The organism is Paraburkholderia sp. SUR17 (assembly GCF_029536165.1).
Taxonomy (GTDB): domain Bacteria; phylum Pseudomonadota; class Gammaproteobacteria; order Burkholderiales; family Burkholderiaceae; genus Paraburkholderia; species Paraburkholderia kururiensis.
Genome location: NZ_CP120508.1, coordinates 1,417,352 through 1,436,018 on the forward strand (window position 1 = coordinate 1,417,352; position 18,667 = coordinate 1,436,018).

Sequence of the window (18,667 nt, forward strand, 5' to 3'; positions counted from 1 at the left end):
GCGCGAGCGTGTGGAGCGACCGTGGCTCGCGTCGCCTGTTCTGTCGCCCGTTACCTTGCGGAATCAGGCGGCGTGGCTACGTCCGGGTTCGATGCCCGCTCCACGAGCGCTTCGCGCACCGCCGCGATCACGCTGGCCCAGTCCCCGAGCGCCGGTTGCCGGAAGAGCCGCGCGCTCGCGTACCAGGGGCTGTCGTTGCGTTCGAGCAGCCAGCGCCAGCAGGTGTCGAAGCGGTTCATGATCCACACCGGTTTGCCCATCGCACCGGCCAGGTGGGCCACGGCCGTGTCCACCGTAATCACGAGATCGAGGTTGTCGACCAGCGCGGCGGTATCCGCGAAGTCGGCGAGTTCGTTCGTGTAATCGACGATGCGTGCGGCGAGGTCCGGCGCAGCGGTCAGCTGTTGCGCGGGCGGGCCTTTTTGCAGGCTGTAGAACTGCACGCCGGGCACGTCGAAGAGCGGCTTCAACTGGTCGAGTGCAATCGAGCGGCGTGCGTCGGTTTTTCTGAGTTCGGCGACGTGCGCGCGGTGGCCGCCTGCCCATACGAGGCCCACTTTCAGCGGGCGGGCGTGGTGGTGTGCGTCGTTGCCGCCGTCGTGGCTCTTGAGCCGCTCGGCCCAACGTTGCGCGTCTTGCTCATCGGCATGCAGGTACGGCGTAGGCGCCGGAATGCTTGCGAGATTCGTGCCGAACGCGAGCGGCAGGCTCAACAGCGGCGCGTGGCAGTCGATGGGCGGCAGCGGTTGATCTTCGGGCTCGCCTTCGTCCACCCATTGCGTCACGCCCTCGAGCCCGGCGAGCAACCGCTTCAGTTCCGCCGGCACTTCGAAGACCACCTGCGCGCCGGCCGCCGCTGCCAGCGACGCGTAGCGGCAGAACTGCAGCGTATCGCCGAGTCCCTGTTCGGCGTGCAGCAGGATCGTCTTGCCTTCCAGCGGGAACTGGCCAAGCCAGAGCGGCGCGTCGAAGTGGCGCTGCGAGGCCTGGATACGGTGACGCTGCCAGCGCCACTCGTATTCGCGCCAGCCTTCGTCGAAGCGGCCCATTTGCAGCAGGCACAGCGCGCGGTTCCAGTGCGCCTCCGCGAAATTCGGGTTGATCGCGAGCGCGCGTTCATACGACTGCAGCGCCTCGTCGTGGCGCTTGAGGTCAACGAGCGTGAGGCCCAGGTTGTTCCAGGCGTCCGCGAAGGCGGGCGAGAGTTCGAGCGCGCGCAGATAGCTGGACTGTGCCTCGTCGGGCCGGTTCAGATCGCTCAGTGCATTGGCCCGGTTGCTCCAGGCGTCGGCGTAGGCGGGCTGCAACGCGGTGGCCTGATCGCAGCTGGCGAGGGCATCCGCGGGACGGGCCAGATCGCGCAGCACGCAGGCGCGATTGTTCCAGGCCTGTGCAAAGCCGGGCTGCAACGCGAGCGCGCGCTCGAAGCTCGCAAGCGCCTCGGCGGGGCGATCGAGCCCGGCGAGCGCGTTGCCGCGGTTGTTCAGCGCATCGACGAAATCGGGCTGCAAGGCGAGCGCGCGATTGGCGCTCGCGAGCCCTTCGCTGAAGCGCCGCTGGACGTTGTACGCGTAGGCGAGATTCGAATGAAGCGGCGCCTGCATGCCGTTGATGGAGACCGCCTTCTTCAGCAGCGCGATGCCTTCGTCCAGACGCCCGGACTGGAGCAGCAGCGCGCCCAGCAACTGCATGGCGTCGAAGTGCTTCGGGCGCTGCGCGAGGATGTCGCGATACATTTCCTCGGCTTCCGCGTGGGCGCCGTTCTGTTGCAGGGCCACGGCTTCGTGCAGCAGGGTGTCGATCTGGCGTGGCGGACGGGCGGTCTTGCTCATGGGCGAGGGCGGACGGTTGCGGAAGGTGGTGGGACCTGGATTGCTACGTGAGTGGCTCGACGGGTGGCTGCATCGCGCGGCCGATGGGGACAGAGCGCGACGCAGGACACACGATAGCCGGCACGGGAACGGCTGCGATTATCGCCGAAATGGTTCGGGGCGCTGTCGGCAGGCGCTCTGCAGCCGCGCTGTAGCCGTTCTGCACCTGCGTCTGCACCTTTATTTGCTGCGTGGCAGAATCGCCCCCATTCCTTTTTGCGACTCGAATCGACATGACGAACCTCTCTTCGGGCGTCCCGGCCGTGGGACCCGTGCGCGCCATCGTGACCGGCCACACGCGCGGGCTCGGCGCCTCACTTGCGACGCAGCTGTTGCAGCGGAACATCGACGTGCTCGGCGTGTCGCGCAGCCGTCATCCGCTTGCGGGCAAACTCGCGAGCGAGTCGGCAGGCGGCCGCTTCGTCGAAACGGAGCTGGATCTTTCCGACACGGCGCGCCTCGAGGCGTGGCTGTCCGGCGACGCGCTCGCGCGCTTCGTCGCAGGCGCGGACCTCGTGCTGCTCTTCAACAATGCGGGCGTCGTGGAGCCGATCGGGCCGCTCGATACGCAGGACGTGGCCGCGGTGGCGCGCGCGGTGAGCGTGAACGTGGCGGCGCCGCTGATGCTGTCGAGCGCGCTTGCGTCGATTGCGTCGAGCACGGGCGGCGCGATGGCTTGCCGCATCGTGCACGTGTCGAGCGGCGCTGCGCGCAATGCCTACGCCGGCTGGAGCGTGTACTGCGCGACCAAGGCCGCGCTTGACCACCATGCGCGCGCCGTCGCGCAGGACGCCAACGCTGAGCTGCGCATTTGCAGCCTCGCGCCCGGCGTGGTGGACACCGGCATGCAGGCCACCATCCGCGCAAGCAGCGCCGAGCGCTTTCCGATGATCGAGCGCTTCGAGCAACTGAAGGCGAGCGGCGCGCTCTCTACACCGGACGCGGCGGCCGCGAAGCTGATCGACTACGCGCTGAGCGACGCGTTCGGCTCGGCGCCCATCGCGGACGTGCGCGATCTGCCGTCGGCCTAGTTTCGCTCGCGGTTGGACCGCAGTTTGACCGCAGGCGATCCAGACTCGCTCGCGGTTCGCTTTACTCACGTGCGGGGTATGTACCTGCGCGCACCTGTGCGCACCAGCGCGAACCCGTGGCCGAATAACCGCACTTGCCGTAGTGCTGCCTTGTCTCGTTTCAACAGCCGCTGCTACACTTCGCGTTCTTCCCGCAGCTCCCCCAACTTCATGAAAAGGAGGCGTCAGATGATGAACACAGCGCTCGCAGCCGTCCTTTTCATGGTCACGGCAGTCCGACCACGACGATAGGTCGCGGCGCTCGCCCGGCCCGCTCCTGAAGTTCCAGAAGGTCAGGAAAGCGGCCGCGCATTTTCCGAAGATTTTCCGCAATTCAGCATGGCTGACGCGTAGGCCGATGTGGGTCAATTGCACCTGCATCGCGCCCGCATCGTGTTCGCCGTGCCTTTCGATCTTCCGTTGACTCGATTGGACCGGGGCGCCGCGCGCCTCGGCATACCCATATGACTCGAAAAAAACTGGATCTGGGTGGCCGCGCCTTCAGAAGCGTGCTCGGCTTTACCTTCGCGCAGTGGCGTCTGCAGCCGCGGCGCGCGGGGCTGCTCGTGGCGCTGGCGCTCGTCGCCGCGCTCGCGGACGTGCTCACGCCCATGTTCTCCGGCCGGCTCGTCGATGCGCTCGCGGCGGGCGCGCACGCCGGCGTGCACGACAGACTGCACGCGGCGAATGAAGCGCTCGTCGCCTTCGCGGCGCTCGTCGGCATGGGCCTCGGTGCGGCGCTGTTGCGCTACGTGACGTTCTTCAACCTCACGTCGCTCACGCTCAGGATGATGAGCGACATCGCCGCGCGCGCATTCCATCGCGTGCAGCGCTTTTCCACCGACTGGCACGCGAACAGCTTCGCCGGCTCGACGGTGCGCAAGATCACGCGCGGCATCTGGGCGCTCGACGTGCTCAACGACACGCTGCTGCTTGGGCTGCTGCCGTCCGTCGTCATGCTGGTGGGCGCGACCGTCGTGCTCGGTCTGCACTGGCCCGTGATGGGGCTCGTGGTGGGCGTGGGCGCTGTCGTCTACATCGCGGTGACCGCGTTTCTTTCGCTCGCTGTGGTGGCGCCCGCGGCGCGCCTCGGCAATGCGTGGGACACGCGCATGGGCGGCGCGCTCGCCGACGCCATCACCTGCAACGCTGTCGTGAAAGCATTCGGCGCCGAGCTGCGCGAGGAAATGCGGCTCTCGCGCATCATCGGCAAGTGGCGCGACCGCACGCGGCGCACCTGGCTGCGCGGCACGGCGAACGGCGGCGTGCAGAACGTCATGCTCGCGGCGCTGCAGGCGGCCATGCTCGGCACGGCGCTCGTGCTGTGGATGCGCGGCCACGCCGGTGTGGGCGACATCGCGTTCGCGCTCACCATGTTCCTCGTGCTGCAAGGCTATCTGCGCGACGTCGGGATGCTCGTGCGCAATCTGCAGCGCTCGGTCAACGACATGGAAGAGCTGGTCGCACTGGAGAGTCAGCCGCTCGGGGTCGTTGACCGGCCGGGCGCGGGCAGGCTCGTGGTGGAGCGCGGCGAGATCCGCTTCGAGCACGTCACGTTCCGCTACGGCGCACTTGCGAGCCCGCTTTACTCGGACTTCTCGGTGCGCATCGCGCCGGGCGAACGCGTAGGGCTGATCGGCCACTCGGGTTCGGGCAAGACGACGTTCATCAAGCTGATCCAGCGGCTCTACGACGTGGACGGCGGTCGCATCACGATCGACGGCCAGGACATCGCCGCTATCCAGCAGACGTCGCTGCGCGCGCAGATTGCCATCGTGCAGCAGGAGCCGCTGCTGTTTCACCGCTCGCTTGCCGACAACATCGCGTACGGGCGGCCGGGCGCGACGCAGGCCGAGATCGAGCGGGCCGCGCGGCTCGCGCATGCGCACGAGTTCATCGTCGCGTTGCCCGACGGCTACGCCACGCTCGTGGGCGAGCGCGGCGTGAAGCTCTCAGGCGGCGAGCGCCAGCGGGTGGCGATCGCGCGCGCGTTCCTGGCCGACGCGCCGGTGCTGATCTTCGACGAAGCCACGTCGAGCCTCGACAGCGAAAGCGAGGCGTTGATCCAGGAAGCGATGGAGCGCCTGATGGTGGGCCGCACGACCATCGTGGTCGCGCACCGGCTCTCCACGGTGCGCGCGCTGGACCGGCTGCTCGTGCTGGAGCGCGGGCGCGTGGTGGAGGAGGGCAGCCACGACATGCTGATTCGGGCGGTGGGCGGCGTGTATCGGCGGCTCTTCGAGCGTCAGGCGCTGGAATTGACGAAGGGGCTGGAGGCGCGAGCCGATCGGCTGGAGGCTCAGCCGGAAACGGCGGGTTGAGCGGGGCGCCGGCGGTGTGGGGAACGGCGGTGTGGGGAGCGCGCTGCCGTGCCGTTGCGCGTTGTCATGGCGGTGCGGTCTAATACACCTCCGCCGTGCCACCCAACCGACGTTCAAACCCACGGCGCTCAAACTCCCAACAAGCGAGGCTCGGAATGCAACTGATCGGCATGATGGATTCTCCCTACGTGCGCCGCGTCGCCGTTTCGCTCGCCGTGCTCGGCATACCGTTCGAGCATCGCAGCGTCTCGGTGTTCCGGCACTTCGACGAGTTCGCGCGCGTCAATCCCGTCGTGAAGGCGCCGACGCTTGTCGAGGACGACGGTACGCTGCTGATCGATTCGAGCCTGATCCTCGACCACCTCGATCACAAGGTGCCGGCTGCGCGCCGGCTCATGCCCGAGGACCCGCAGGCGCGGCTCGCCGCGCTGCGCGTGATCGGCTTCGCGCTCGCCGCGATGGAAAAGACGATCCAGATCGTCTACGAGCGCAACCTGCGTCCTGCGGAACGCCAGCACGAACCGTGGGTGGAACGCGTGCAGAAGCAGATGCACGCCGCGTACGACGTGCTCGAGCCGCTCGTGGCGGCTTGCGGCAACGGGGCGTGGCTCGCCGGCGACCGGCTGATGCAACCCGACATCACGGTGGCCGTGGCGTGGCGGTTCACGCAGTTCATCCTGCCGGGCGCCGTGGACGCGGGGCGCTATCCCGCGCTCGCGGCGTTTTCGGCGCGCGCGGAAGCGTTGCCGGAGTTTGTTGGGGCGCCACTGGAGTAAGGCGCGGGTCGGGCGTGGGGGCTTGTCACGGCTCGGCCTGCCGCGGGCCATCCGGGTCCCGGCTCGGCCTGGTGCAGCTTGCTTGACGCGACCCAGCCTGTTGCGAAAAGCTCTTCGTGGGCCGGTCCTCCCAACTTCCGGGCTGTCGCGGCCAGGCCCCCTCGCGGTTCCTCCCTCTCCCCGATTGTTTGCTTTTCGCGACAAGTGACTTCGCGGCTGGCCGATTTATCCGCGGTCTGCGCGTCCCTACAATGCTTCCATCGAAAAGCGGTATCTGCCTTGGGCGGGCGCCGCGCAGGGCAGTGCATCGGGAGCAGATCATGCGGGACTTCATCGAAAGACAGCTTTACCAGCCGGCCGTCGTACTGCCGATGGTGAGCCTCATGCAGATGATGGTCTCGACGGATTTCAACCTGAGCCAGGTCGGCTTCATGGTCGCGACGCAGGGCGCACGCGCCGCGCTGCAACGCTCGCGCGAACTGTTCGGCGCGGAGCACTGCCACGCCTGAATGCATCGTCTTCCCACGGTGGAGCGGCTGCCCATGTCGTTTCACCGATACCCTGTGAGCCGCCGCGCAGCGGCTCTTTTTTTGCTCCTCTCTATGTGTTTCGCACGTCGTATTAGCTGCGGACTCACCCTGTACACCGGCCGCGTGGGTTTGCGCAGCGGGGCGTAACATGGGCGACGCGATGGGCAACGCGCACGCCCCGGGCCGCGTGCCCCGGGCCGCGTGCCCCGGGCCGTGCGATCCATTCCGAGGAGACGTGAACATGGCGGACAGAGCGAAGCATTTCGATGCAATCGTGATCGGCACCGGGCAGGGCGGCGCGCCGCTCGCGGTCGAACTCGGCAAGAGCGGGCGCAAGACGGCCGTGATCGAGCGGGCCGCATTCGGCGGGACCTGTGTGAATGTCGGCTGCACGCCCACGAAGACTTATGTGGCGAGTGCGCGCGCCGCGCATGTCGTGCGGCACGCCGCCGATTACGGCGTGCACGTGGCGGGTCCTGTCACCGTCGATCTTGCCGAAGTCAAGGCGCGCAAAGACCGCGTGATCGGCCAGTCGCGCAGCGGCGTGGAGAAGTGGCTGCGAGAAGCCCCGAATGTCTCCGTCTTCACGGGCCATGCGCGCTTCACGGGCCCGCATTCGGTGAGCGTGAATGAAGGCACGGACGACAGCGGCGGCGACGCCGTGCACGCGCTCGAAGCCGCCGAAATCTTCATCAACACGGGCACGCGCGCGGCGGTGCCGCAGGTCGAAGGCATCGAGCGCGTGCGCTATCACACCAACGCTTCGCTGCTCGACGTGAGCGTGCTGCCCGAGCATCTGGCGATCGTGGGCGGTAGCTACGTGGCGCTCGAATTCGCGCAGATGTTCCGCCGCTTCGGCAGCCGCGTGACGGTGATCGTGCGCGGCGCTCGCGTGCTCGCTCGCGAGGACGAGGATTTTGCGCGCGGCGTGCAGGAGGTGCTCGCGCGCGAGGGCGTCGAGTTCCGCTTCGGCGTGGAGCCGCGGCGGCTCGAACCCGCGGGCGCGAACGGTGAAGCCGTGCGCATCGCGCTCGGCGGGCAGACGCTCGAAGCATCGCATCTGCTTTTCGCGACCGGACGCATTCCGAATACCGACGACCTCGGCCTCGACGCCGCCGGCATCACGGTGAACGCGCACGGCATCGTGCCCGTCGATGGCCAGTTGCGCACCAACGTGCAAGGCGTCTGGGCCATTGGCGACATCAACGGACGCGGCGCCTTCACGCATACCTCCTACGACGACTTCGAGATTGTCCGCGCCAATCTGCTGGGCGCGAACGACGGCGAGGCGCGCAGCGTGGACGACCGCATTCCCGCCTACGCGGTGTTCGTCGATCCGCCGCTTGCGCGCGTGGGGCGTTCCGAAGCCGAGGTGCGCGCGAGCGGCAAGCCTGCGCTGATCGCGACCATGCCGATGTCGCGCGTGGGCCGCGCGCGCGAACGCGGCGAGACCGACGGTTTCATGAAGGTGCTTGTGGACCGCGAGACGCGGCAGATTCTCGGCGCGGGGATATTTGGCATCGAAGGCGACGAGGCGATCCACACCTTCATCGATACGATGACGGCGCGCGCGCCCTACACCGCGCTCATGCGCGCCATGCACATTCACCCGACCGTGAGCGAGCTTATACCCACGCTGCTGGGCGCACTCGAGCCGCTTGCCTGAGAACCGGGATGCAAGCCGACGTAACAGTGAACAATGAACAGTGAACAGTGAACGTGACAGCCGACGTGAGGACCGCCATGCAGCCCGACATGCCCCGCGCCCGAAAGCCCGAATCGGGCAATCTGTTCGACTTCGCTTCGCTTGGGGCGCTCGCGGCGCTTGCAGCTACGCCGTCCGACGAGGAACGCTTCGACACCCTCGTGGACGATCGCGAGGTGACGATCGAGCGCATCGTTTCCACGGGGCAGGCGAGTCCGCCCGGCTTCTGGTACGACAATCCGCGCGACGAATGGGTCGTACTGCTCTCGGGCGGCGCGGCGCTCGAATTCGAAGGCGAGTCGTCGATCCGTACGCTGCGTCCCGGCGACTACCTGCGCATTCCGGCGCATTGCCGGCATCGCGTGGTCTATACGGACTTCGAAGCGCCGGACTCGCCCACCGTATGGCTCGCCGTGCACTTCATCGCGCACGGCGCGGCGGGGTGAGTGCGGAGTGAGTGCGTGGTGAGCCTGTCCCGGCTTCATCGGCGATAATCGTCCGCTCCCTTCACTCATCGCGGATCGCGACGATGCTCGCTCTCAAACTCGCGCTCGTTCCGGCCTTTCTCGTTTCGCTGGCCTTGGCCGCACGCGTCTGGGGGCCCGCCGTGGCGGGCTGGCTCGCGGGCTTGCCGGTGGTGGCCGGGCCCATCGTGCTGCTGCTCGTGCTCGAACGCGGTCCGGTATTCGGCGCGCGTGCCTGCGCGGCATCCGTTGCGGCGATTGCCGCATCCGAAGCGTTCAATTTTGCCTATGCCTGGACCTGCCGCCGTCCTGGCTGGGAGACCCGTTGGCCCCTCGCGCTTGCTGCGGGCCTTGCGGCGTGGCTCGTCGTGGCCGCGCTGCTCGTGCATCTGCCGGACGGCGCCGCGTGGGCGTTGGGCGCGGCCGGCGTGGCCGTGACCGTATCGCAGACGTGGCTGCCGCGTGCGCACGGCACCGTGCCGGCCGCGCGCATAACCCGCACCGATCTCGTACTGCGCATGGCGATGGGCGCCGCGTTGACGCTCGCGGTGACGCAACTGTCGGCATCGCTCGGTGCGGCGTGGAGCGGCGTGCTTTCGGTGTTTCCACTGCTCGGCAGCGTGCTTGCCGTGTCGGCGCAGCGCGCGCACGGCGCGGATTTCGTCGCGCGCCTGATGCGCGGCATGGTGGTCGGGCGGGCGTCGTTCGCGGCGTTCTTCATCGTGGCCGCGGCGCTGCTCCCGCATGCCGGCACGCTGCCGGCGTTCGGTTGCGCGGCGCTCGTGTCGGTGCTGGTGCAGGGTATGACGAAGCGCTGGCTGGGTCACGGAGGCCGGGTGGCGCGCACGCCGCCTGATCTGCATCGTTCGTCCCTGCGCTGAAACCATGGCTACGACCCGAAACGCGCGCGTCCATCGCATCGGCCTGATTTCCGACACGCACAACCTCGTGCGTCCCGAAGCGCTGCGGCATCTGCAGGGCTGCGACGCGATCGTGCACGCGGGCGACATCTGCGACCCCGCGGTGCTCGAGGCGCTCGCCGGCATCGCGCCCGTCACCGCCGTGCGCGGGAACAACGACGTGGGCGCATGGGCGGAACCGTTGCCGCTGCACACCACGCTGACGGTGCAGCAGCGGACGATTCTCGTGGTCCACGACATCGCCGATCTGCGCGCGGCGCGCGAGGCGCTGGGCGAGCGCGCCATCGACGTCGTCGTCACCGGTCATTCGCACAAGCCGGTGATCGAGACGCGTGACGGCGTGCTGTTCGTGAACCCCGGCAGCGCCGGGCCGCGACGCTTCAGGCTGCCGGTATCGGCAGGGATGCTCGTGATCGAGGCAGGCCGCGTGTCGGCGACGCTCGCGCGGCTCGTCGAGTAGCGCGTGCGTGGACGGTGAGCCGGATTGGCGTCGAGGGCGCCAATGGTGGTGACTCGAACGCTGGTGGTTCAGACGTCGCCGGCTAAAACGCGACGACCCAAACGCGACGGCCCCCAGCGCGACCGCCCCGAGCAACCCGCCTCACAGTCACAAGGCCTTCAGACCCGCACCGCCACCGCGTAGTCTTCCTCGTCGTCCAGTTCCTCGGCCACGCGGTGTCCTCGCAGTACCGCGTGTGCTTCGGCCGGCGAGGCCACGCAGGGCGCGGAGCCGGGCAGCGGCTTGCGCGCCGTTTCGCGCAACGCCGCCACGGCCGCCATGCCGATCACCGAGGCGCCCATCAGGTAGTAGGCGGGCATCATCAGGTTGCCGGTGGCATCCACGAGCCACGCGGCGACGAGCGGTGTGGTGCCGCCGAACAGCGACACGGACACATTGAAGCCGATCGCGAGCGCGCCGTAGCGAATCGAGGTCGGAAAGAGCGCGGGCAAGGCGGCGGGCATCGCGCCCGTGAAGCACGAGAGCAGGGTGCCGAGTATCAGCAGTCCGCCGAACACCGGCAGCATCTCGCCCGTGCGGATCATGAGCAGTGCGGGAATGGAGAGCACGAAGAGCCCGATGCAGCCCGCGAGCATCACGGGCTTGCGGCCGAGCGTGTCGGAGAGGCGGCCGGCAGCAAGCGTCATCGGCATCATCAGCACCATGACGATCAACACGAGAAAGAGGCCGTGCGTCTCGTTGAAGTGCAGCGTCGCCGAAAGGTAGCTCGGCAGGTACGAGAGCGCCATGTAGTCCGTCACGTTGAAGATCAGCACGAGTCCCACGCACAGCAGCAGCGGGCGCCACTGCTGCGCGAGCATCTGGCGGAACGTGGGTTGCAGCTGAGCCTTGTCGGCGGCCTCGCGCGTTTCGCGCGCTTCGACCTCGCGCCGGAACGCGGGCGTTTCTTCGAGCTTCATGCGGATGTAGAGACCCACCAGCCCGAGCGGCCCGGCGATCAGGAACGGCACGCGCCAGCCCCACGCAAGCAGCGCGCGTTCGGAAAGCGTCGCGGTGAGCAGCGCCACGGTGCCCGCGCCCAGCACGTAGCCGATCAGCGTGCCGAACTCGAGGAAACTGCCCATGAAGCCGCGGCGCTTGTCCGTCGAATATTCGGCGATGAAGGTCGCGGCGCCGCCGTATTCGCCGCCCGTCGAGAAGCCCTGCACGAGGCGCGCCACGAGCAGCAGCACGGGCGCGAGAATGCCGATCGTCGCGTAGTCAGGAATCAGGCCGATCGCGAACGTGCCGCAGGCCATCATGATCATCGTCATCGCGAGCACGCGCTGGCGTCCGATGCGATCGCCGAGCGGGCCGAACACCATGCCGCCGACGGGCCGCACGAGGAACGCGGCCGCGAAGGTGCCGAACGTCGCGATCAATTGCGCCGAGGCGCTGCTGGACGGGAAGAACACTTTGCCGAGCGTGACGGCGATGTAGCTGTACACGCCGAAATCGAACCACTCCATTGCGTTGCCGAGCGCCATGGCGCCGACCGCGCGTTTGAGCAGACTGTGATCGACGACAGTGATGTCGTCCACGGTGAGACGCGTGGTGTTGCTGTTGCCGCTTTCTGCGTTTCGTTCTGCGTTTCGCCAGAAGCCGTTGGTGGATGCGGTCAAGGTCTTGAACTCCTGTGACTGCGGCCGAGCGCGTGAGCGGTCCGCCACGGTTGCCGGAAAAGTGCAGTTTCGCGAGAAGTGCCGCGCGCGGGCCGAACGGTTTTGCGGCAGGCGACGCGCCGGGGCGTGCCGTCACGGCGCGCGTGTGGCCCGTTCAGCGAACGGAAAAACGATGCCTCATGAAGCCGGACCTGGTGGCCGGGGCCGCGTGCGGATCGTCGCGAAATTGCACTCGTCGAAGGTGCTGGTTTCGCATCAGGGCGGCTCGATGCCGCTCAGTGGAGCGATGCGAAAACAGACGCTTGATGGCGCTGCCGGGCTCGTCAGGTGACGGAGGCTGGCTTGCGCCGTTGAAAGAACAGTTCAACCGGCTCGACGGGAAGTGCACGCATGTGCGACGGAACCCGTAGGCGTATTGAACGCGAATGAAGGTGAATTGCTGTTGAAAACGGGGTGCATGTTAGCACGATGACAGAAGATCGTGCAAACCGGCCGGCCGTGGCGCGTGCCGGGAGGCAGGCTTGCGCGGTCCAGCGGACGCTGGACCGCAGCGCGATGAACACCTCGGTGGGGTCCGCGAGGGGGCCCCGCGAGTAAGCCCCATTAAGGCGGCAGGGAGGAAGACGATCAGGCGCGGTGCGGCGGCTCTGCGACCCGCCTCAAACGCGAACGACACCGCTCGCCGCGCCGAAACCCTCAGCCCTGCGTGGGCGGTACGTAGCCCGACGCCTGGTCCGCGCCTTCGCCGAAGAAGAACTTCTCCGTCTGCTTCATGAGGTACTGGCGCGCGCGCGGGTCGGCCATGTTGAGACGGTTCTCGTTGATGAGCATCGTCTGCTGCTTGAGCCACGCCTGCCACGCTTCCTTCGAAATGCTTTCGTAGATGCGCTTGCCGAGTTCGCCCGGCAGCGGCGGGAAATCGAGGCCTTCGGCTTCCTTGCCGAGCTTTGCGCATTGAACCATACGAGCCATGCTGTGCTTCTCCTTCCTGAGATTCGAATGATCGCGGGTGAGGTCTCGCGATGTCGTGTTGGATCGGGTTGATCGGTATAGGGGCCGCGCCACGGTGTGTTCGAGGCGGCCCGGTTTCTGTTTTCTGTTGCCTCGCTGCGCAAGGCGAGGCGGGAAGGCACACTATTGCACGCTGTTCCAGTCGCGCCGTCCCGGCTCCGCTCAGAGCTGCTTCATCAGCACGAGCGACTTGCGCTGCCAGTTGTAGAGCCGGCGCCGGTCTTCGGGCAGATCGTCCACGGACGCCTTCACGAAGCCGCGCTTCAGGAACCAGTGCTCCGTGCGCGTGGTGAGCACGAAAATGCGCGTGAGACCGCGTGCCCTTGCGCGCTGCTCGATACGCTTCAGGAGCCGCTCGCCGTCGCCTGCGCCTTGAGCCTCCGGCGAAACCGTGAGGCACGCCATTTCGCCGATGCGCTCCTGCGGATATGGGTACAGCGCGGCGCAGCCGAACAGCACGCCGTCGTGCTCGATTACCGAGAAGTGGTCGATGTCGCGTTCGATCTGGTGCCGCCCGCGCCGCACCAGCGTGCCGTCTGTCTCGAGCGGTTCGATCAGTGTGAGGATGCCGCCCACGTCGTCCGGCGACGCCTCGCGCAGGCTCTCCAGGTTCTCGTACGAGATCATCGTGCCCACGCCGTCGTGCAGGAACAGTTCGAGCAGGATGCTGCCGTCGAGCGAGTACGGAATGATGTGGGCGCGCGCCACGCCGCCGCGGCAGGCGCGAATGGCGTGTTTCAGATAGAACCCGGCGTCGCCCGACACCGCGCCGCTTTCCAGCAGGCGGTAGGCGTCGTCGAGCGACATTTCGCGGATCAGCCCGCCGTCTTCGTCGTAGAGGCCCGGCGTTTCGGTGAGAAACACCATCTTGTCGGCGCGCAGCGCGATGGCCGCGGCGGACGCCACGTCTTCCATCGACAGATTGAACGCCTCGCCCGTGGGCGAGAAGCCGAGCGGCGAGAGCAGCACGAGCTTGCGGCTCGCGAGCGAGTGACGGATGGAGTCGGCGTCGATCTTGCGCACGAGGCCCGTGTGCTGAAAATCGACGCCGTCGAGAATGCCGACGGGCCGCGCGGTCACGAAATTGCCCGACACCACGCTGATGTGCGCGTGCGCCATCGGCGTGTTCGGCAGGCCCTGGCTGATGGCGGCCTCGATATCGAGGCGCACTTCGCCGGCGGCTTCCTTCGCGGATTCGAGTGCGCGCGCATTGGTGATGCGCATGCCGTGCGAGAACTCGGACTCCACGCCGTGCAGGCTCATCTGCTCTTCGACCTGCGGGCGCGAACCGTGCACGAGCACGATCTGGATACCCATGGCCTGCAAGAGCGCGATGTCGGAAACGAGCGCGTTGAGCAGGTTCTGATGCACGACCTCGCCGCCGAAACCCACGACGAACGTCTTGTTGTTGAAGCGGTGGATGTAGGGCGCGACCGATCGCATCCACTCGACGAACTGCGCGTGATGGAGGGCGGTTTCAGGGTCGCCGGAAGCGGCCGGCGCGCCTGCGGACGTGGGGATGAGGTCGGTTTGTGAATTCATGCCGGGATTATAATGCGCCCCCATGTCGAATGTACCCAAAAGTCCGGCGCCGGCGCGCTCGTCCGCAGCACGGGACGCCGCCCGTGAAGGCGCAAACGAAGCCACACCCAAAGCAGCACACGAAGCCGGCCGTGAGACGAAGGCGCGCCGGCCGGTCGCGCCCAATCCTGTTCCGCCTATCACGTTTCCCGAAGCGCTGCCGGTGTCCGGCCGGCGCGAGGAAATCGCGCGCGCCATCGCGGCTCACCAGGTGGTGATCGTGAGCGGCGAGACGGGCTCGGGCAAGACGACCCAGTTGCCGAAGATCTGCCTCGAACTCGGACGCGGGCGCGGCGCCGGCGGCGCGGGGCTGATCGGCCATACGCAGCCGCGGCGGATCGCGGCCTCGGCCACCGCGCGGCGCATTGCCGAGGAACTCGGCACGCCGTTCGGCGAGGTGGTGGGCTACAAGGTGCGCTTCACGGACAACCTCGCGCCGGGCGCGTCGGTCAAGCTGATGACCGACGGCATCCTGCTCGCCGAAACGCAGACCGACCCGCTTCTGAAGGCGTACGACACGCTGATCATCGACGAAGCACACGAGCGCAGTCTCAACATCGACTTCCTGCTCGGCTATCTGAAAGAGATCCTGCCGCGCCGGCCGGATCTCAAGCTGATCGTCACGTCGGCGACGATTGACGCCGAGCGTTTCGCGCGCCACTTCGGCAGCGAAGCGCGGCCCGCGCCCGTGATCGAAGTGAGCGGGCGGCTCTATCCCGTCGAGATGCGCTACCGCCCGGCGGTGGGGGCGAGTCCTGCGGTGAAGGCCGCCGAAGGGACGGCGGGCCGCGGGCGCGCACGGCCGGCTCAGGACGGCGCGGATCACGCAGGAGGCCCAGGCGGCGCACGCCGCGGCGAGCGCGGTGGCAGAGGCGGCGCAGGCGAGGCGTCCGAACGCGACCTCATGGAGGCGATTGTCGATGCCGTCGACGAACTCTGTCGCGAAGGCCCCGGCGACGTGCTCGTGTTCCTGCCCGGCGAGCGCGAGATCCGCGAGGCCGCCGAGTCGCTGCGCAAGCACCATCCGCCGCACACCGAAATCCTGCCGCTTTTCGCGCGTCTTTCCGCAGCCGAGCAGGAGCGCGTGTTCCGGCCGTCGAACGCGCGGCGCATCGTGCTTGCCACCAACGTTGCCGAAACCTCGCTCACGGTGCCGGGCATCCGTTACGTGGTGGACACGGGCCTCGCGCGCGTGAAGCGCTACTCGTACCGCAACAAGGTGGAGCAGCTTCAGGTGGAGCCGGTCTCGCAGGCCGCCGCGAACCAGCGCGCGGGCCGCTGCGGCCGCGTGGCCGACGGCGTGTGCATCCGCCTCTTTGATCAGACCGACTTCGAGGCGCGGCCGCGCTTCACGGACCCGGAGATCCTGCGCTCGTCGCTTGCGGCTGTGATTCTGCGCATGAAGTCGCTGCACCTGACGGCGATCGAAACGTTTCCGTTCATCGAACCGCCGCCGGGCCGCGCCATCGCGGACGGCTACCAGTTGCTCAACGAACTGGGCGCCGTGGACGACGACAACGCGCTCACGCCGCTTGGCCGCGAACTCGCGCGGCTGCCGCTCGACCCGCGCGTGGGCCGCATGATTCTCGCCGCGCGCGACCAGCAGGCGCTGCGCGAGGTGCTCGTGATCGCGAGCGCGCTCTCGGTGCAGGACCCGCGCGACCGGCCGCTCGAAGCGCAGGAGCAGGCCGACGAGGCGCATCGCCGCTTCGCCGACGAACGCTCCGAATTCCTGCAGTGGCTGAAGATCTGGGCGTGGTTCGAGGAAGCGGTCACGCACAAGAAGTCCAACCGTCAGCTCATGGACGCCTGCCGCGCGAACTTCCTCTCGCAAATGCGCCTGCGCGAATGGCGCGACGTGCACTCGCAACTGCTCACGGTGGTGCGCGAGCACGGCTGGCGGCTCAACGAGGCCGACGCCACCTTCGAGCAGATCCATCTCGCGCTGCTCACCGGGCTGCTCGGCAACATCGGCCTGAAGGCCGAGGACGAGCCGTACTACCTCGGGGCGCGCAGCATCAAGTTCCACCTGTGGCCCGGCTCCGCGCTCGTGAAGAAGGCGGGGCGCTGGGTGATGGCCGCCGAACTCGTGGAAACGAGCCGGCTCTATGCGCGCACCATCGCGAAGATCGAGCCCGAGTGGGTGGAGCGCGTGGGCGCGCATCTGCTGCACAAGTCGCTTTCCGAGCCGCATTGGGAAAAGCGCGCGGCGCAGGTGACGGCCTTCGAGCGAGCGGTGCTCTACGGGCTACCCATCTATCAGCGGCGGCGCGTGAGCTTCGGCCGGCAGGACCCGGCCCGCGCACGCGAGCTGTTCATTCGCGGCGCGCTCGTGGAGGGCGAGTTCGAGACGAAGCTGCCGTTCTTCGCGCACAACCGCAAGCTGCTTGCCGACATCGAACAGCTCGAGCACAAGTCGCGCCGCCAGGACGTGTTGGTGGACGACGAACTGATCTTCGCGTTCTACGACAAGGTGGTGCCGAAGGGCATCTACACCGGCGCGGCGTTCGAACGCTGGTATCGCGACGAGGCGAAGAAGCACGGCGGCAGCGGTGAAGAGGCGCGCCTGCTTTACCTCTCGCGCGACGACCTGATGCGCCACGAGGCAGCCGGCGTCACGACCGACCTGTTCCCGAAGCGCATGACGATGGCCGGCGTGCCGATGACGCTCGGCTACCACTTCGAGCCGGGCTCGCCGCGCGACGGCGTGACGCTCACGGTGCCGCTGCACGCGCTCAATCAGGTGGATGCGCGCCGCTGCGAGTGGCTCGTGCCGGGCATGGTGAAGGAGAAGGTGCAGTTGCTGCTGAAGTCGCTGCCGCAGAAGCTGCGCCGCCATTGCGTGCCGCTGCCCGAGTACGCAGCGGCGTTCGCGGATCGCCACGCGAGCGAGCGCTTCGGCGCGGGCGGCCTGCTCGATGCGCTGATCGCGGACGTGCGCGATGAGAAGCAGATCGCGCTGAAACTCGCCGACTTCAAGCTGGAGACGCTGCCCGCGCACCTGTTCATGAACTTCAAGGTGATCGACGAGCACGGGCGCCAGCTCGCGATGGGCCGCAATCTCGCGCAACTGCGCGCCGAGCTGGGTGCCCAGGCGCAGCAGCAGTTCCAGCGGATCGTCGCCGATGCGGCTGCGGCCGGGCAGGGCGCGGCAACGGTGCCGGGGGCGGGGCCTGCTCTTGGTCCAGGCCCAGGTCCTGATACGGCGGCGCGGCCTGGCATGTCGGCGAGTGCACGGCCTCACGCAACGGGCGAGGGCACGCGACAGGGGCATCAGAGGGGCGGCATGGGCGCGTCGCCCTCGGCCCGCGCCACGCCGGGCAATGTCGCGTCCGGCGCGGCCGCATCGTCCGCGGACACCGCATCGCCCGCCACCGCGCTCTACGAAAACCTGACCACCTGGAATTTCGGCAAGCTGCCGGAACTGCTCGAAATCCGCCGCGGCGGACAGACGCTGTTCGGCTACCCGGCGCTCGTGGATCGCGGCACGCATTGCGACGTCGAAGTATTCGACTCGCCCGACGAGGCGGCGCGCATCCATCGCGCGGGCCTGCGGCGCCTCTTTGCGCTGCAGTTGCGCGAGCCGATCCGCTATCTGGAGAAGAACCTGCCGGGGCTGCGGGAAATGGCGATGCAGTTCATGTCGCGCGCCACGCAAGAGGAATTGCGCGACCAACTGATCGACATGGCGCTCGACCGTGCGTGTCTCCAGGACCCGCTACCCGACGACGACACGAGCTTCCACGCGCGCCGCGACGAGGGCCGCAGCCGGCTCACGCTGCTTGCGCAGGAAATTGCGCGCCTTGTCGGGCAGATTCTGGCGGAATACGCCGCCGTGACGAAAAAGCTCGCGCAGGCGAAGGCCTTCGGCAATGCCTCCTCGGACATGCAGGCGCAACTCGATGCGCTCGTGACGAAGCGCTTCATCGTCGAGACGCCCTACGTGCAGCTCACGCACTTTCCGCGCTACCTCAAGGGCATCGCGCTACGTATCGACAAGCTGCGCGCCGATCCGGCCCGCGATACGCGCCAGTACGCCGAGTTCCAGCCGCTCTGGCAGCACTATCAGCGCGCGCTCTCACAGCGCGGCGGCGTGGCCGACCCGCGGCTCGCCGAATTCCGCTGGCTGCTCGAAGAACTGCGTATTTCGCTTTTCGCCCAGGAACTGCGCACGCCGATGCCGGTTTCCGTGAAGCGACTTCACAAGGTGTGGGAGTCGATGCAGCGCTGAGCGAAGCCGCGGCCACCCGGCGAGGCTTCCAGGTAATCGCCGGGGGCCTCCCCGTGGTTTCGTCTT

13 protein-coding genes are annotated in these 18,667 nt (G+C 67.8%); 9 read left to right on the forward strand and 4 right to left on the reverse strand.

Translation table 11 applies throughout. The features are described 5' to 3' along the window. Nucleotides 1–50: 50 nt before the first annotated feature. Nucleotides 51–1,832: a tetratricopeptide repeat protein gene (locus tag P2869_RS06330; protein ID WP_277597787.1), complete on the reverse strand. Its 1,782-nt coding sequence runs from the start codon at nucleotides 1,830–1,832 to the stop codon at nucleotides 51–53. Nucleotides 1,833–2,104: 272 nt separating this feature from the next. Here P2869_RS06330 and P2869_RS06335 point away from each other — a divergent pair, with 272 nt between their 5' ends. The 8 genes from P2869_RS06335 to P2869_RS06370 all read left to right on the forward strand — a co-directional run bounded on the left by P2869_RS06335 (nucleotide 2,105) and on the right by P2869_RS06370 (nucleotide 10,117). After that, the gene (locus P2869_RS06335) at nucleotides 2,105–2,902 is read left to right on the forward strand and encodes an SDR family oxidoreductase (protein ID WP_277597788.1); all 798 of its coding nucleotides are present in this window, start codon (nucleotides 2,105–2,107) and stop codon (nucleotides 2,900–2,902) included. Nucleotides 2,903–3,405: 503 nt separating this feature from the next. Beyond that, nucleotides 3,406–5,262, forward strand: a complete 1,857-nt coding sequence (locus P2869_RS06340; protein ID WP_277597789.1) for an ABC transporter ATP-binding protein — start codon at nucleotides 3,406–3,408, stop codon at nucleotides 5,260–5,262. A gap of 155 nt (nucleotides 5,263–5,417) precedes the next feature. Beyond that, on the forward strand, nucleotides 5,418–6,038 hold the full coding sequence (locus tag P2869_RS06345; protein WP_017777946.1) for a glutathione S-transferase: 621 nt from the start codon (nucleotides 5,418–5,420) through the stop codon (nucleotides 6,036–6,038). Nucleotides 6,039–6,358: 320 nt separating this feature from the next. Next, nucleotides 6,359–6,547 (forward strand): hypothetical protein, encoded by a 189-nt coding sequence (locus P2869_RS06350; protein ID WP_017777947.1) that lies wholly within the window; start codon nucleotides 6,359–6,361, stop codon nucleotides 6,545–6,547. A 262-nt stretch (nucleotides 6,548–6,809) separates the two neighbouring features. Next, nucleotides 6,810–8,234, forward strand: a complete 1,425-nt coding sequence (locus P2869_RS06355) for an FAD-containing oxidoreductase (protein ID WP_277597790.1) — start codon at nucleotides 6,810–6,812, stop codon at nucleotides 8,232–8,234. Nucleotides 8,235–8,323: 89 nt separating this feature from the next. Beyond that, nucleotides 8,324–8,719 carry a cupin domain-containing protein gene (locus tag P2869_RS06360; RefSeq protein ID WP_277597791.1) on the forward strand — a complete coding sequence of 132 codons (396 nt, stop codon included), beginning with the start codon at nucleotides 8,324–8,326 and terminating at the stop codon, nucleotides 8,717–8,719. Nucleotides 8,720–8,802: 83 nt separating this feature from the next. Continuing rightward, nucleotides 8,803–9,618, forward strand: coding sequence for a hypothetical protein (locus P2869_RS06365; protein WP_277597792.1), 816 nt, complete (start codon nucleotides 8,803–8,805; stop codon nucleotides 9,616–9,618). Between the two features lie 4 nt (nucleotides 9,619–9,622). After that, a complete protein-coding gene (locus P2869_RS06370) occupies nucleotides 9,623–10,117 on the forward strand; it encodes a metallophosphoesterase family protein (RefSeq protein WP_277597793.1) in 495 nt (164 codons plus the stop codon). A 158-nt stretch (nucleotides 10,118–10,275) separates the two neighbouring features. Here the strand turns inward: P2869_RS06370 and proP are convergent, their stop codons facing one another. From proP to argA, 3 genes are all read right to left on the reverse strand, one after another. Continuing rightward, nucleotides 10,276–11,778, reverse strand: coding sequence for a glycine betaine/L-proline transporter ProP (gene proP, locus P2869_RS06375; RefSeq protein WP_277597794.1), 1,503 nt, complete (start codon nucleotides 11,776–11,778; stop codon nucleotides 10,276–10,278). A gap of 696 nt (nucleotides 11,779–12,474) precedes the next feature. Further along, nucleotides 12,475–12,750: an oxidative damage protection protein gene (locus P2869_RS06380; RefSeq protein WP_042301091.1), complete on the reverse strand. Its 276-nt coding sequence runs from the start codon at nucleotides 12,748–12,750 to the stop codon at nucleotides 12,475–12,477. 201 nt (nucleotides 12,751–12,951) lie between these two features. Next, nucleotides 12,952–14,331: an amino-acid N-acetyltransferase gene (gene argA / locus P2869_RS06385; protein ID WP_026122080.1), complete on the reverse strand. Its 1,380-nt coding sequence runs from the start codon at nucleotides 14,329–14,331 to the stop codon at nucleotides 12,952–12,954. A gap of 22 nt (nucleotides 14,332–14,353) precedes the next feature. Here argA and hrpA point away from each other — a divergent pair, with 22 nt between their 5' ends. Next, the gene (hrpA, locus tag P2869_RS06390) at nucleotides 14,354–18,601 is read left to right on the forward strand and encodes an ATP-dependent RNA helicase HrpA (RefSeq protein ID WP_277597795.1); all 4,248 of its coding nucleotides are present in this window, start codon (nucleotides 14,354–14,356) and stop codon (nucleotides 18,599–18,601) included. Nucleotides 18,602–18,667: the final 66 nt, after the last annotated feature.

Bases quoted from the DNA above. Each gene is read 5' to 3' on its own strand.
- P2869_RS06330 (WP_277597787.1), bottom strand. From the start codon at position 1,832: ATGAGCAAGACCGCCCGTCCGCCACGCCAGATCGACACCCTGCTGCAC.
- P2869_RS06335 (WP_277597788.1), top strand. From the start codon at position 2,105: ATGACGAACCTCTCTTCGGGCGTCCCGGCCGTGGGACCCGTGCGCGCC.
- P2869_RS06340 (WP_277597789.1), top strand. From the start codon at position 3,406: ATGACTCGAAAAAAACTGGATCTGGGTGGCCGCGCCTTCAGAAGCGTG.
- P2869_RS06345 (WP_017777946.1), top strand. From the start codon at position 5,418: ATGCAACTGATCGGCATGATGGATTCTCCCTACGTGCGCCGCGTCGCC.
- P2869_RS06350 (WP_017777947.1), top strand. From the start codon at position 6,359: ATGCGGGACTTCATCGAAAGACAGCTTTACCAGCCGGCCGTCGTACTG.
- P2869_RS06355 (WP_277597790.1), top strand. From the start codon at position 6,810: ATGGCGGACAGAGCGAAGCATTTCGATGCAATCGTGATCGGCACCGGG.
- P2869_RS06360 (WP_277597791.1), top strand. From the start codon at position 8,324: ATGCCCCGCGCCCGAAAGCCCGAATCGGGCAATCTGTTCGACTTCGCT.
- P2869_RS06365 (WP_277597792.1), top strand. From the start codon at position 8,803: ATGCTCGCTCTCAAACTCGCGCTCGTTCCGGCCTTTCTCGTTTCGCTG.
- P2869_RS06370 (WP_277597793.1), top strand. From the start codon at position 9,623: ATGGCTACGACCCGAAACGCGCGCGTCCATCGCATCGGCCTGATTTCC.
- P2869_RS06380 (WP_042301091.1), bottom strand. From the start codon at position 12,750: ATGGCTCGTATGGTTCAATGCGCAAAGCTCGGCAAGGAAGCCGAAGGC.
- argA (WP_026122080.1), bottom strand. From the start codon at position 14,331: ATGAATTCACAAACCGACCTCATCCCCACGTCCGCAGGCGCGCCGGCC.
- hrpA (WP_277597795.1), top strand. From the start codon at position 14,354: ATGTCGAATGTACCCAAAAGTCCGGCGCCGGCGCGCTCGTCCGCAGCA.